At 66.8% G+C, this 13,239-nt stretch carries 12 protein-coding genes; 4 read left to right on the top strand and 8 right to left on the bottom strand.

Annotated features, from left to right (window positions below; translation table 11 throughout):
- Positions 1-8: 8 nt before the first annotated feature.
- The 7 genes from C4N9_RS17920 to C4N9_RS17890 all read right to left on the bottom strand — a co-directional run bounded on the left by C4N9_RS17920 (position 9) and on the right by C4N9_RS17890 (position 7,528).
- Positions 9-1,322, bottom strand: coding sequence for a TRAP transporter large permease (locus C4N9_RS17920; protein ID WP_109534834.1), 1,314 nt, complete (start codon positions 1,320-1,322; stop codon positions 9-11).
- 14 nt (positions 1,323-1,336) lie between these two features.
- On the bottom strand, positions 1,337-1,837 hold the full coding sequence (locus C4N9_RS17915; RefSeq protein ID WP_168192280.1) for a TRAP transporter small permease: 501 nt from the start codon (positions 1,835-1,837) through the stop codon (positions 1,337-1,339).
- A gap of 63 nt (positions 1,838-1,900) precedes the next feature.
- The gene (locus tag C4N9_RS17910; protein WP_109534728.1) at positions 1,901-2,896 is read right to left on the bottom strand and encodes a TRAP transporter substrate-binding protein; all 996 of its coding nucleotides are present in this window, start codon (positions 2,894-2,896) and stop codon (positions 1,901-1,903) included.
- Between the two features lie 67 nt (positions 2,897-2,963).
- Entirely contained in the window at positions 2,964-4,199 is a 1,236-nt protein-coding gene (locus tag C4N9_RS17905) for an acetyl-CoA acetyltransferase (protein WP_109534727.1), read from the bottom strand.
- Entirely contained in the window at positions 4,192-5,880 is a 1,689-nt protein-coding gene (locus C4N9_RS17900; protein WP_109534726.1) for a class I adenylate-forming enzyme family protein, read from the bottom strand. The genes C4N9_RS17905 and C4N9_RS17900 overlap by 8 nt, the downstream gene beginning before the upstream one ends.
- Positions 5,877-6,818, bottom strand: coding sequence for an NAD(P)H-dependent flavin oxidoreductase (locus C4N9_RS17895; protein WP_109534725.1), 942 nt, complete (start codon positions 6,816-6,818; stop codon positions 5,877-5,879). Before C4N9_RS17895 ends, C4N9_RS17900 begins: the two co-directional genes overlap by 4 nt.
- Positions 6,815-7,528, bottom strand: coding sequence for an alpha/beta fold hydrolase (locus C4N9_RS17890; protein ID WP_109534724.1), 714 nt, complete (start codon positions 7,526-7,528; stop codon positions 6,815-6,817). Before C4N9_RS17890 ends, C4N9_RS17895 begins: the two co-directional genes overlap by 4 nt.
- A gap of 261 nt (positions 7,529-7,789) precedes the next feature.
- Between C4N9_RS17890 and C4N9_RS17885 the strand changes: the two genes are divergently transcribed.
- From C4N9_RS17885 to C4N9_RS17870, 4 genes are all read left to right on the top strand, one after another.
- Positions 7,790-9,343, top strand: a complete 1,554-nt coding sequence (locus tag C4N9_RS17885; protein ID WP_109534723.1) for a carotenoid oxygenase family protein — start codon at positions 7,790-7,792, stop codon at positions 9,341-9,343.
- 34 nt (positions 9,344-9,377) lie between these two features.
- The gene (locus C4N9_RS17880) at positions 9,378-10,376 is read left to right on the top strand and encodes a winged helix-turn-helix transcriptional regulator (protein ID WP_168192279.1); all 999 of its coding nucleotides are present in this window, start codon (positions 9,378-9,380) and stop codon (positions 10,374-10,376) included.
- 81 nt (positions 10,377-10,457) lie between these two features.
- On the top strand, positions 10,458-11,276 hold the full coding sequence (locus C4N9_RS17875) for an IclR family transcriptional regulator (RefSeq protein WP_109534721.1): 819 nt from the start codon (positions 10,458-10,460) through the stop codon (positions 11,274-11,276).
- The gene (locus tag C4N9_RS17870; RefSeq protein WP_109534720.1) at positions 11,269-11,694 is read left to right on the top strand and encodes a PaaI family thioesterase; all 426 of its coding nucleotides are present in this window, start codon (positions 11,269-11,271) and stop codon (positions 11,692-11,694) included. The genes C4N9_RS17875 and C4N9_RS17870 overlap by 8 nt, the downstream gene beginning before the upstream one ends.
- Here C4N9_RS17870 and C4N9_RS17865 read toward each other — a convergent pair.
- Positions 11,689-13,158 carry a class I adenylate-forming enzyme family protein gene (locus C4N9_RS17865; protein WP_109534719.1) on the bottom strand — a complete coding sequence of 490 codons (1,470 nt, stop codon included), beginning with the start codon at positions 13,156-13,158 and terminating at the stop codon, positions 11,689-11,691. The two genes, C4N9_RS17870 and C4N9_RS17865, sit on opposite strands and share 6 nt — an antisense overlap.
- Between the last annotated feature and the right edge of the window lie 81 nt (positions 13,159-13,239).

Raw genomic sequence — 13,239 nt, 5'->3', positions numbered from 1 at the left:
TCTTCCTTTCAGCGCGGCAGGTTGAACAGGTTGACGAGATAGAGCGACAGCGCCGGGAAGGCGATGAGCAGCGTCAGCCTGAGGATATCGGCGGCGATGAACGGCGCCACGCCCGCGAAGATGGTCGATAGCTTGGTTCGTGGCAACATGGCTTTCATGACAAAGACATTCATGCCGATGGGCGGGGTGATCATGCCGATCTCGATCACCATCACCGTCAGCACGCCCCACCAGATCGGATCGTAGCCATAGCTCAGGATCAACGGAAAGACGAAGGGGATGGTGATCACCATCGATGAGATCGTCTCGAAGATCGAGCCGAGGATCAGGTACATCACCATCAGCAGCACGATCACCCAGATGCCGGGCAGGCCGGTATCCTGAATGAAGCCGACGATCATCCGGGGCAGGCCCGAGATCGTCACCGCATAGGTGAAGATCGAGGCGCCGATGGTCATCAGGTAGATCATCGAGGTGGTGGCGGCGGTTTCCTGCAGCGCGCTCCAGAATTTCGGCAGCGTCAGGCGGCGGCGCAACAGCGCGATGAGGAAGGCCGCGAAGGCGCCCACGGCGGCGGATTCGTTGACCGAGAAGACCCCCGCATAGATCCCGCCCGATACCATCACCATCAGCAGAACCGCCGTCCAGCCGTCGCGCAGCGCATACCAGCTTTCGCGCCACGGCTGTTTCTCGCTGCTCGAGGCCAGCCCGGGATTGCGCCGCACGAGGATCATGATCGTCACGATATGCAGCGCCACGGCCAGAAGGCCCGGGATCAGCGCGGCGACGAACAGCGTTTTGACGAATTGCTCGGTCAGCACGCCGTAAAGCACCAGGATGATCGACGGCGGGATCAGCATCCCCAGCGTGCCGCCCGCCGCGATGGACCCGGTGGCGAGGCGTTCGGAATAGTTGCGCTTCATCATCTCGGGCAGCGCGATACGGGTCATCGTGGTGGCGGTGGCCACGGACGAGCCGCAGATCGCCCCGAAGCCCGCGCAGCCGCCGATCGTGGCGACCGCCAGCCCGCCGCGGATATGCCCGATCAGCGCATAGGCGATGCGATAGAGATCGGCCGACAACCCGCCCACCGTGGCGAAGGACCCCATCAGCAGGAACAGCGGGATGACGGCCAGTTCGGCGCTCGACACTTTCGACACGGTTTCCGAGCCGAACAGCGTCATGGCAGGGCCCAGATCGCCCCGGATCAGGCCGAAGGTCGCAACCCCGGCGATACCCATGGCGACGCCGATGGGAACGTGCAGGACGATCAGGGCGAACATCACGCCCATGCCGATCAATCCGATGACATGCGGGTCCATCATTGGCCTCGTGTTCAGCTGTCGTGTTCGGGGGCGGGATGGTCGAGGATCTCGGCCACCACGACGAAGGTCTGCGCGGGAATGCAGACCCAGAAACAGGCGGCGGCGACCCACCACCAGGGCGCGACGGGCCAGTGCAGGACCATCGTGTATTCGTTCGACGCGGTGACGCGCTGGGCGTGCAGCGTGACGTAATAGGCGATGGCCGCGAACATCAGCGCAGTGCACAGCGCGCCGAAGATCTCCAGCGCCCGGTTGCCCCAGCGCGGCAGCATGGCGCCCAGAAAGGCCACCTTGATCTGCCGCCGCTCCAGCAGGCCGGCCGGGAAACAGGCCGCGATGACGATGATCGTCAGCAGTTCCGACAGGTCATAGGCGCCGCGAATGGGCCGCCCGGTGGCCTCGCGCGTCAGGATGTCGGCCACCGACAGGGCCGCCACGAAGAGAAGAAACAGCACGCCCAGAATGGCCGCGGCGCGCGAGATGATCAGGAAGGGCCGCTCGAGTCGTTGCACGACGCTCTCCGTTGCTGGGATGAGAAAGGGGCCGGGCCCATGCGGCGCGGCCCCCGCGAGGGATCAGCGGCTGCGGATATCCTCGAGCTTGGCGACATAGGCGTCGATCAGGCCGGGCGTGGCATTGGCGGCGACCATGTCGATCACCGGCTGCACGCGGCGGGCGATCTCGGCGCGCTCGTCATCGGTCGGGATGACCAGCGTGTGCGTGTCCGAGTTGCGCCAGTCTTCCAGATTGCTCTCGATCGCCGGGCCGTAGACCTCGATCTGGCGGTCGACGATGAACTGCCCGGACTGCGCCAGAACCTCGTGCACGCTTTCAGGCAGGCTGTCATAGACATCGCGGTTCATCAGGATGGTGAAGACCAGAACGCCCAGGTTGCTGTCGTAATGGTTCTGCGCCACGTCCGCCACGCGGAAGGTGCGCGCGACCGAGGCATCGGTCATCGCCCCGTCGATCAGGCCACGGTCGATGGCCTCGGCCATTTCGCCCGCGCCCATGGATTGCGCGACGCCGCCCAGAGCCTCGATCACCGCCGTCTGGATCTGCCCCGCGACGCGGAACCGCAGCCCTTCGACATCGGCCAGCGTGGCGACCGGCTCGCGGGTATGCAGCATGTAGGCGCCCGAGCTGTACATCGCCACGACGTAGTAATCCTCGTAGCCGGTCAGCGCGCCTTCCCGATAAAGCTCCAGCGCGGCCTGCGAGCCCTCGGCGGTGTTCTGCGCGAAGCCGGGCAGTTCGAAGACGTCGAAATCGGGATAGACGCCCGGCGTGTAGCTGGGCACGGTCAGCGCCAGATCGGCCACGCCATCGGCGACCATCTGCGCCTGCGCCAGCGGATTCCGGCCCAGCGTGCCGCCCGCATAGAGCGTGATCTGCACGTCATCGCCGGCGGTCTGTTCGTTGAACCAGTCGACCCAGGGCTGGTAGACATGCTGCACCGTGGGCGAGGCCGCCGGCACGAAGACCGAAAAGGCCAGATCGCGCGCCTGCGCCGCGCCGGTGGCCAGGGTCAGGGCCAATGTGGCCGCAAGGGCCGTCTTTGTTCTGTTCATCGTGATCTCCTCCCTAAGATCGTGATTATATCCGGGTCAGACCAGGGGCTTCCCCGGGGCTTTCGTTCTATCCGCGACCGACGACGAAGGACGCGATGGTCGTGGTCGAGCCGCCGATATTCAACAGGCCCACGCGCTTCGCGCCCTCGACCTGGCAATCGCCGGCCTGTCCGGTCACCTGCCTGTAGCCGTCGAGCATCATGCGCACGCCGGTGGCACCCACCGGATGGCCCAGCCCGATCAGCCCGCCCGAGGGATTGATGGGCAGCCTCCCGTCCGCCGCGATCACGCCCTCTTCCACCGCCTTCCAGCTTTCGCCGGGCGCGGTGATCTCGTAGCTGTCTATGGCCGCGTATTCGGTCATGGCAAAGCAGTCATGGGTCTCGATGGCGTCCAGCTGGAACGGGCTGTCGATCCCCGCGCGGGCGAAGCTTTCGCGGATCGCCTTGTTGACATGCGGCAGCACGAAGCGGTCGTTGCGGCTCTCAGTCAGCTTTTCGGACAGCATCATCGGCGCGGTGCGGTGTCCCCAGCCGTCGATCTTGGCCAGATCGGCCAGTTTGAGCCCGCGCTGTTTCGCGTATTCCGCCGCGCGTTCGCGCGACGCCAGGAACACCACCGCCGCGCCGTCCGTCACCTGCCCGCAATCGTTGCGCCGGACGCGGCCCTCGATCACCGGGTTGGCCTCGTCATCCTCGGTGAAGGACCGGTCGTTGAACTGCCATTTGCGGGTCTGGGCGTAGGGGTTGCGCTTGCCGTTGGCGTAGTTGATGCGCGCGATCTCGCCCAGATGGTCGTAGCTGACGCGGCCGAATTTCTCGCCGTAGGCCTCGATCAGGTCGGCAAAGGCGGCGGGCCAGACATAGGTGGCGTCCTGCCATTCGCGCCCCGCCCAGGCAGCCGCGCCCAGATGCTCGGCCGCTGTCTGGCCCGGCACGTTGCGCATGTATTCGACACCCAGCACCGCGACGAGGTCATAGCGCCCCGCCTCGATTTCCGCCGCCGCCGCCAGCACCGCCATCGAGCCCGAGGCGCAGGCGGCTTCGTGGCGCTGGGTGGGGACGCCCGACAGGTCGGGATGCAGCGACGCGATCATGCCGCCCAGCTGGCCCTGACCGCAGAACAGTTCGGCCACGAAATTGCCGACATGCACGGATTGCAGGTCGCGCGGTTCAAGGCCGGTCCGGTCCAGCCCGTCGAACAGCACTTCGCGCATCATCGCGTCGATGCCCAGCCCTTCGCGGGCCCAGTTGCGGGCGAAATCGCTTTGCGCGCCGCCGAGGATATAGACGGGTTCAGGCATGGGCTTCTCCATGTTCGGCGAGCCAGCGGGCCAGCGCCTTGCGGTCGAGTTTGGCGAGCGGCGTGCGGGGCAGGGCCTCGACGATTTCCAGCCGCTCCGGCCATTTGAATTTCGCCAGCCCGATGCGGTCGCAGAAGGCGGTGACATCGGGCAGGGTCAGGCTTTCGCCCGGGTTCATCGCGGCGAACAGGCAGACCTTTTCGCCCATCTGGCTGTCGGCATAGGCCGCCGTCGCCACCTCGCGCACGCCGGGCAGGGCCGAGAGCACGTTGTCCAGCTCGACGGGCGAGATCTTCATGCCGCCGCGCACGATCAGCTCGCGCGACCGGGCATGGAAGCGGATCAGCGTCCCGCAATCCGAGATCTGGAACAGGTCGCCCGAGGGAAAGAAGCCGTCCGTGGTGAACTTGCTGCGATCGAGCCCCGCGCGGGAATAATAGCCGGGCAGCAGCGCCGGCCCGCGGTGATACATCTCGCCCAGCGCGCCCGGTTCGGTGACGGGGGCGCCGGTGGCGGGATCGACCAGGGTGAAGGAGCCGCCATTGGCGGTGCGCAGATCGGGCTTCCAGTTTTCATCGCCGTCGCGCGGGAAGAAGGTGGCGCGCTGGCGCGGGTCGGGCAGGCGGTCGACCGACGAGCACATCTGCGCCCCCTCGTTCGAACCGAAGAAATTGACCACGGGGATGCCGAAGCGTTCCTGAAAGAACACGAAGACCTCGGGGTCGGGCGGGGCCGAGCCGGTGCCGATGGCGATGAGCCGGTTGAGCGCGGGATGCAGATCGGGATCCGAGGCCAGCCCGCGCAGATAGACCAGCACCGTGGGCGCGACCATTGTATAGGTGACGTCCTCGGTCTTGAGCTGTTCCAGGAACACGGCCACGTCGAACGGGTGGTGCAGGAACAGCGCCCCCGCCGTGCGCATCCAGCACATCATCAGCCCGCTGACGGCGGCGGCGTTCACGAAGGGGAAGGGTGCAAGGATATTCGCGCCATCGGGCAGGTTCAGCTTCTTCCACGCGCCGAGCGACGATGCCATCATGTTGTTGTGGGTCTTGGGCACCGCCTTGGGCACGCCTTCGGTGCCCGAGGTCCAGAACACGGCGTAAAGCGCGTCGGCATCCAGTTCGGCGGGCGTCGGCGCGGGGATGCCGGGCGCGTCGATGTCGAGCGGGGTCACGCTGTCGGGCAGGCCGTCGCCGATCCCCAGCCGCAGCACACCGCCCGGCAGGGCGTCGAGCCGTTCGGCGTAGAAGGGCTGCCCTTTCAGGCTGGCCAGCGAGATATAGGCGTCAAATCCCGCGACCTTGGACAAATCGCGCAGCTCGGCCGAGCGATAGGCGATCGAGATCGGGCTCAGTACCGCGCCGATCTGGCCGATGGCCAGATACAGCAGCACGGTCTCGGCGATGTTGGGCAATTGCGTCGCGATCAGCGAGCCCGGGCCCAGCCCCTGCGCCTGCAACAGCGCGGCATAGCGGTCGACGGCCTCGCGCATCGCGGCATAGGTCATCCGGCGGACCGTGCCACCCGCGACCTGCGGGCGGTTGGGCGCGTCGACCAGTCCCAGCCGTTCGGGTACGCGCGCGCAGGTGGCGGCGAACATCGCGGGCAGGGTGACGTCGCCCCAATGCCCCTCGTCGCGGTAGCGGGCGCGGATCTCGGGGGGGAAGGGGCTGGTCATGCGCACAGGCTCCGCGTGCGGGCCTTGGCGGCGTCGTATTCGCGGGCCAGCCGGTCGACGATGACGGCGGTGGGCTCCACCGCTTCGATCTTGCCCACCCCTTGTCCGGCGGCCCAGATGCCGGACCACGGCTTGACGGCTTCGTTCTGGCGTCCCGTGAAGTTCATCTTGGCCACCTTGAATTCCAGCTCGGCCGGGTCCAGCCCCTTGTTGATCATCGACGGCTTCATCATCGAGGCGCGGGCGCCCGTGAAAGCCCGCGTGACCATCAGGTCCGAGGCGTCGCACTGAATGCACATCTCGCGGTACTCGGGCTGGGCGATGTTTTCCTCGGCGGCCAGGAACGCGGTGCCGATATAGCCGAAATCGGCGCCCAGAACCTGCGCGGCAAGGATCGCCTCGCCGGTATTGATGGCGCCGCCAAGCGCGATATAGCCGTCGAAGAAGCGGCGCACGCGCTCGACGAAGACAAGCGGGCTCAACTCGCCCGTATGCCCGCCTGCGCCCGAACAGACCAGCACCAGCCCGTCGACGCCCGCATCGGCGGCCTTCTTCGCCAGCTCGACCGAGATGACATCGGCAAAGACCAGCCCGCCATAGGCGTGAACGGTCGGGATCACCGGCTTTGGGCTGCCCAGCGCGGTGATGACGACGGGCGGCTGGTATTCGGCCACCTGTTCCAGGTCCCCGGGCAGGCGCGGGCTGGTGGAATGGGTCACAAGGTTCAGCGCCCAGGGGGCGTCGTCCTCGGTCAGGCGCGACCGGATGTCGGACAGCCAGCCGCCCAGTTCCTCGCTGGTGCGCAGGTTGGGCGCGGGGAAGCTGCCGATGATCCCGGCTTTCGAGCAGGCGACAACCAGATCGGGCCCCGAGACCAGGAACATCGGTGCCGCGAAGGCGGGCAGACGCAGGCAGGCAAGGCGGTCTTTCAGTGTCATAGGGTCTTGTCCTTCGGCCGCGCGGGCATCGTCTGGAAATCGTGGATCAGCGCGGCCACGGCCTCGGGCGCTTCCAGCACCGCCATATGGCCCACGCCGTCAAGCTCGACCGCGCGCCCGTCCGCGACGCCATCGGCCACCGCGCGCCCGGCCGCGGGCGGGGTCACGGTGTCGGCGCTGCCGGTGATGACAAGGACGGGGCAGGCAATCGCGTCCAGCCCATCGCTCTGGTCCGGGCGGGCGGCCAGCGCGGTCTGGTGGTCGGTGAAACGCTCGATTCCCTGCGCCACGGCCATCCGGCGGATGGTGTCGCGCAGCGTCGCGTCGTCGCGGCGCGCGGGCGAGAGCATGGTGTCGGCGATGATGGCGGCCAGCCCCTCCATGCCTTCGCGGGCGGCCCAGCGGGCGACCTTGCCGCGCTGGGCGGCGGCGTCAGGCGTGTCGGCGGCGGCATTCGTCCCCACGAGGATCAGCGCGCCGACCTTGCCGGGGTAGCGGCGGGCGATGGCGAGCGCCAGGTAGCTGCCCATCGACATGCCCAGGAGCGTGGAGCCATCGGGGATTTGCGGCGCGAGCGAGTCGACCATGGCGTCGAAATCGTCGCTGCGGGGCAGGGCGATCACCCGGGCCGGACGGTCGAATGCGGCCTGAAGCGGCGCGAAGACCTCGGCTTCGCACAGCAATCCCGGCAGGCAGACCAGTTCGGCCATCTGTGTTCCTCCCCTGTTGATACAATTACTAGACCGTGAATTTTGCGTCGGTCAAGCCGGAAATCGAATTTTTCAGAATGATGTTTTGATCAGCGGAACCGCCGGGCGGGAGTTTTGCAAGCGAAACCTGCGGAAAGCTCTGATTCAACGGTTTTTCACCCCGCTCAACCACCGGCAGAGCGTGTCACGCCGTCCTTTCCCTTGACTTCTGGTCTCGTTATCGTCATTTTCGGTCTAGATAACGAAACATAGGATGCCGCCATGCCTCTCGATCCCCCGCACGAGCACGACGACACGCCGCTGGCCGTAACGCGGGCGAATGTCCGCATGTATGCTCCGGACGGCACCCCGCCGCCCGACGCGCCGGACTGGATCTGGCATTACGACCACCCCTATCTGCACGGCGCCTTCGCGCCCACAGATGTGGAATACGAGGCCGAGGATCTGGAGGTCGAGGGCGAGATCCCCGACGATCTGTGTGGCGCCTACGTGATGAACGGCCCCTCGCAGCGCTTCGAACCGGTCAATTCCAAGTACCACTACTATGACGGCGACGCGCAGCTTCGGGCGATCTATTTCCGCGACGGGAAAGCGACCTTCCGGCAGAAATACGTCCGCAACGGCGCTTTCCTGGTCGAGGAAAAGGCCGGCAAGGCGATCTGGCCGGGGCTGGCGGGGCCCTATGACTTCCGGCTGCCCGGCTCGCCCATCAAGGACGTCTCGAATACCGATGTCATCTTCTATAACGGCCATGTCCTGTCTCTGTGGTACATGGCGGGCGATCCCTACAAGGTCGATCCGCTGACGCTGGAAACCGTCGGGCGCGAGACGCTGGGCGGCAAGCTGCACCACTCGGTCTCGGCCCATTCGAAGACCGACCCTTTCACCAAGGAGCTGTTCTTCTTCAATTATCAGGACGAGCCGCCCTACATGTCCTACGGTATGGCCGATCCCGACGGGAACCTGCTGTTCGACATCGATATCGATCTGGGCGGCCCGCGCTCGCCGCACGACATGGGTCTGACCGAGAATTACGCGATCCTGCACGATCTGCCCTTCTATCACGATGTCGAGCTGTTGAAGAAACACAAGCGCCGGGTGATGGGCTTTCATCGCGACGTGCCCGCGCGGTTCGGGCTGATCGACCGCTTCGGACGCTCGGACAAGGTGCAGTGGTTCGAAGCCGAGCCCTGCTACATCCTGCATATCTCGAATTCGTGGGAAGAGGGCGAATGGGTCCACATGATCGGCTGCCGTCAGGAAGACCCGATGCCGGTCAAGGACCCGGCGGATCACCATCTGGCCTCGATGATGGCGTATCGGCGGCGCTCGCATATCCTCTACCGCTGGAGCTTCAACACCCGCACCGGCGAGACGCGCGAAGGGCCGATCGACGACCGCAATACCGAGTTCCCGACCGTCAACGTGAACTATCTGGGCCGCAAGTCCCGCTATTCCTTCAACCAGATCATCCCCGAGGCGCGCGAAGGCACGCTCGAGGGGCGCTGCCAGACCTTCAACGGCATGATGCGCTATGATCTGGAGACGGGCGCGACGCAGAGCTACGATTACGGCCAAGGGGTCTATGGATCCGAGGCGCCGGTCGCCCCCGCGCGCGGCGCCGGTCGCGATGGCGGCGAGGGCAAAGCCTATCCCGTGACCTTCGTCACCGATTCCAACGACTGGTCCTCGGCCTGCCTGATCTTCGATGCCGACGACATCACCAAACCCATCGCCAGGGTGAAGATCCCGCGCCGGATCTCGATCGGGTTCCACACCACATGGATCGACGGCGCGGATATCTGGCCGGCCTGAGGCCGCCCGGATGGACAGCGGCGCGGGGGCGTGCTTGGGTCGGCGCAAAAAGGATGCCGATCTGACTGCCCCCGACCCCCTGACCCCGCGCACCGACACGTCCCCGGATGCCGACACCCCGGCAGGACCGCCCGCCACCGCCCTGCGCCGGGCGCTGCGGGTGCTGGCCGATCCGTGGACGATGCTGATCCTCAAGGAAATCTTCAACGGCACCCGACGCTTCGTGGTGATGCAGCGCGCGCTCAACATCCCCAAGCAGACCCTGTCCCTGCGGCTGACGACCCTGTGTCACGAGCAGATGCTCTATCGCCGCTTCGCCGGGCCGGGGCAGGGGGTGCTGGAATACGCGCCGACCGCGAAGACCTATGATCTGGCGGATGCCATGTACGCGATCTGGCTGTGGCACCAGGCCAATCCCGACGACGCCGATATCCTGCCCTTCGAGATCGTGCACAAGCAATGCGGCCATGTGCTGGGCGCGCAATATTGCTGCACCGCCTGCGGCGAACCCGCGACGGGCGCCAGCGTGACGGTCGAACGCAGCCAGCCCGAGCAGTTCGAAAGCGGCCCGCGTCCGCGCCTGGCACGCCGCAACGATGCCAGCTTCACCGCCGCCGCGCCGCAGGCCGGGGGGCTGGTCGCCGCCTCGCTGGTGGGGGACCTGCCCTGCAACGAGATCCTGTATCTGCTGTTCCAGGGCCCGCGCCACATGCTGGCCATCGCCGCCGAGCTGGGGCTGGGGGCGAATGTGGTGCGCGACCGGCTGGACAAGCTGCGCGCGCTGGGCCTCATCCGGGAAGAGGCTCAGGGGCGCAAGCTGCTCTATTCCGTGCTGCCGCGCGCCGAGGGGTTCTTTCCGCTGCTTCTGGCCATCGCCGAATGGGGCGACCGCTGGTGCAACGAGGGGCAGCCGCCCCCCGATCCGCGCCGCCATGCCTGTGGCGCGATCCTGCGCGGGCGCTACCGTTGCGATCATTGCGGCGACTGGCTGACCCGGGACGCGCTGCTGATCCGTCCCCGGGGAGGAGCCTGAGCGCCGGAGCAGGGAAACCGGCGTTGTGTTTCGATTGGTGGAACGCTATTCTGAAAACCGAAGCGAGTGAAGGGTGGCGAAGTGAGCGATGACGACGAGCGCCCCGAAGACGGCGCAGCCGACACCAGCGATCCGAAATTCGTCACCGCGCTGGCGCGGGGTCTGTCGATCCTGCGGTCCTTCCGCCCGAACGAGGTCTTCCTGTCCAATCAGGTCTTCGCGCAACGCACCGGGCTGCCCAAGGCGACCGTGACGCGGCTGACCTATACCCTGTGCAAGCTGGGCTATCTGGTTCAGGCCGAGCCCGGCGGCGCCTACCGGCTGGGCGCGGGGGCGTTGACGCTGGGCTATGGCGTCCTGTCGGGCATGGAACTGAAGGACCGCGCGGCGCTGGAACTGGCTGAGGTCTGCAAGGGCGACAACCACAATGTCGCCGCCGCGCTGGGCGAGCGTTACGGCCAGTCGGTGGTTTACCTGGCGACCCATCGCTTTCCCAATTCGGTGTCGATGGTGTTCCATCTGGGCGCGCAGGTGCCGCTGTTTCACAGCTCGATCGGGCGGGCGACGCTGATGGGAATGCCCGAGGACAAGCAGGACGCGCTTCTGGACGAGGCGCAGCGCGACGCCGCGCCCGAAGACCGCGCCCGGCTGGCCCAGGGGCTGGCCCGCGCGCGCGAGGATTACGCGCGCTGGGGCTTTTGCACCTCGTTCGGGGAATGGCGGCGCGAGATCAACGGCGTTGCGGCGCCCGTCATTCCGCGGCAGGGCCACGCCCTTTACAGCATCAATGTGGGCGGTTTCGGGTTCCTGAACCCGCCCGAAGACCTGCTCACTCAATACGCGCCGCGGCTTCTGCGCGCCGCGCGAACCCTCAGCCTGAGACCGGAAGCCGATGCCTGACACGACCCCTGCAGACGACCCCAAGAGTTTCTTCGCCGCAGGCGGTTTCCTGCAATCGCTGGGATTGGAGCGCCGCGCGTTTGCCGAGGGGCTGGCGCGGTTCGAACTGGCGCTTGAGTCGCGGCACATGAACCGGCTGGGCATTCCGCATGGCGGGGTCTATGCGACGATGCTCGACAGCGCGCTGGGCGCGTCGGGCTGCTGGGACGGCGCGCCCGACCGGTTCCGGCCCTCGGTCACGCTGAACCTGAACGTGAGCTATCTGGCGCAGCCCAAGGGCGCCCGCCTGATCGCCGAGGGGCGGCGGACCGGAGGCGGCAAGTCGATCTATTTCGCCGAGGGCGAAGTCCGCGACGAAACCGGGATTCTGGTCGCGACCGCGACGGGCACGTTCAAGGTGGTCACGCCGCGCTCATGAGCCCAGCCCGGCGATCAATTCGGCCTTCAGGATCTTGCCATTCGCATTGAGCGGCATGGCGGGCACGATGGTCACGATCTGCGGCCGTTTGTATGCGGCAACCCGGTCGTCGAGAAAGCGCTTGATCGTCGCCGCGTCGGTGCTGCCATCGGTGGTGACGAAGGCCAGCACCTCTTCATTATCCTGTGCGGGTCGGCCCGCGACGGCGGCCTGCAGCACGCCGGGGCAGGTCAGCAGCAGCGTCTCGATCTCGGCCGGGTAGACGTTGAAGCCCGAGCGGATGATCAACTCCTTCGACCGCCCGGCCAGATGCACGGACCCGTCAGGATCGAGCCGCGCCAGATCGCCGGTGCGCAGGAAGCCGTCCTCGGTGATCGCCTGCGCGGTGGCCACCGGGTCGCGGAAATAGCCCAGCATCACGTTGGGCCCGCGCACCTGCAATTCGCCCACGCCGTCCTCGCCGGGATTGTCCACACGCAGTTCGCAGCCGGGAAAGCCATAACCGACCGAGCCGTCCTCGCGCCGGGGCCCCATCGTGGTCGAGGCGATGCCCGGCCCTGCCTCGGTCATGCCGTAGCCGTTATGCAGGGGTAGACCGAAGGCGGCTTCGACCCGCGCCTTCAGGCCGGGATCGAGCGGCGCGCCGCCGCAACCGATCTGGCGCAGGCGGGGCGCCACCAGCGGGGTCCCGGCCTCGATCCGGTCCAGAAGCAGGCGGTAGACCTGCGGCACGACAGAAAAGATCGTCGCCCCCTCCGCCAGCCCCTTCAGCGCGCCCTCGATGGAAAAGCGCGTCATCAGCCGTACCGCCGCCCCGGATTGCAGCGCCGCCAGATAGCCGGTGGCCAGCGCCATGATATGGGTGCCGGGGATGGTGAGCAAAAGCTCGTCGCCCGGTCCCATGGCGCGCATCTCGGCGGCCGTGCGGGCATTCCACAGAACGCTGGCATGGCTGAGCATCACGCCCTTGGGCGCCCCCGTCGTGCCCGAGGTATAGATCAGCAGCATGGGCTGGGTCTGCGGCGTCTTGCCCACGGGTTCGGGCTTGGCCGAAAGGTCGCTCAGATAGGTGAGCTGCCGGTTCATCACCGGCGGACCCGCCTTGGCGCGCAGCCGCCTGGCATGGGCGGCGGCGTCGGGCGACACGATGTTGGTAAAGATCGTCACCCGCGGCTTGGCATGTTCGCGCAGCGCGTCAAGCTCGGCCGCGGTGAGGCGCGCATTGACCGGCACGCACCATGCCCGCAGACGCGCGCAGGCCAGAAGGACCGGCGCGATGAGCGGGCTGTTCTCGGCCACCAGCATGACACGGTCGCCCGCGCGGACGCCGGCGGCGATCAGGGCCGCGTCGCAATCCTCGGTCTCGCGGCGCAGGGTGCGATAGTCGATGCGATGGCCGGATTCGTCGATGATCGCGGTAAGCGCGCCGTCATGTCCGTCGATCAGCTTGTCGACCCAGTCCATCACGATCCTCCGGCGCTTTTCGTGACGTGAGGTAACGCCAAGTTGCGACAAAGGTCAACAATTTCAGAACGAAGTACCGGA

The organism is Pararhodobacter marinus (genome assembly GCF_003122215.1).
GTDB lineage: Bacteria > Pseudomonadota > Alphaproteobacteria > Rhodobacterales > Rhodobacteraceae > Pararhodobacter > Pararhodobacter marinus.
Note: the sequence above shows the minus strand (reverse complement) of the source record. Positions and strands in the feature narration are given on the sequence as shown.

Bases quoted from the DNA above. Each gene is read 5' to 3' on its own strand.
- C4N9_RS17865 (WP_109534719.1), bottom strand. From the start codon at position 13,158: ATGGACTGGGTCGACAAGCTGATCGACGGACATGACGGCGCGCTTACC.
- C4N9_RS17905 (WP_109534727.1), bottom strand. From the start codon at position 4,199: ATGCCTGAACCCGTCTATATCCTCGGCGGCGCGCAAAGCGATTTCGCC.
- C4N9_RS17900 (WP_109534726.1), bottom strand. From the start codon at position 5,880: ATGACCAGCCCCTTCCCCCCCGAGATCCGCGCCCGCTACCGCGACGAG.
- C4N9_RS17890 (WP_109534724.1), bottom strand. From the start codon at position 7,528: ATGGCCGAACTGGTCTGCCTGCCGGGATTGCTGTGCGAAGCCGAGGTC.
- C4N9_RS17870 (WP_109534720.1), top strand. From the start codon at position 11,269: ATGCCTGACACGACCCCTGCAGACGACCCCAAGAGTTTCTTCGCCGCA.
- C4N9_RS17910 (WP_109534728.1), bottom strand. From the start codon at position 2,896: ATGAACAGAACAAAGACGGCCCTTGCGGCCACATTGGCCCTGACCCTG.
- C4N9_RS17885 (WP_109534723.1), top strand. From the start codon at position 7,790: ATGCCTCTCGATCCCCCGCACGAGCACGACGACACGCCGCTGGCCGTA.
- C4N9_RS17895 (WP_109534725.1), bottom strand. From the start codon at position 6,818: ATGACACTGAAAGACCGCCTTGCCTGCCTGCGTCTGCCCGCCTTCGCG.
- C4N9_RS17920 (WP_109534834.1), bottom strand. From the start codon at position 1,322: ATGGACCCGCATGTCATCGGATTGATCGGCATGGGCGTGATGTTCGCC.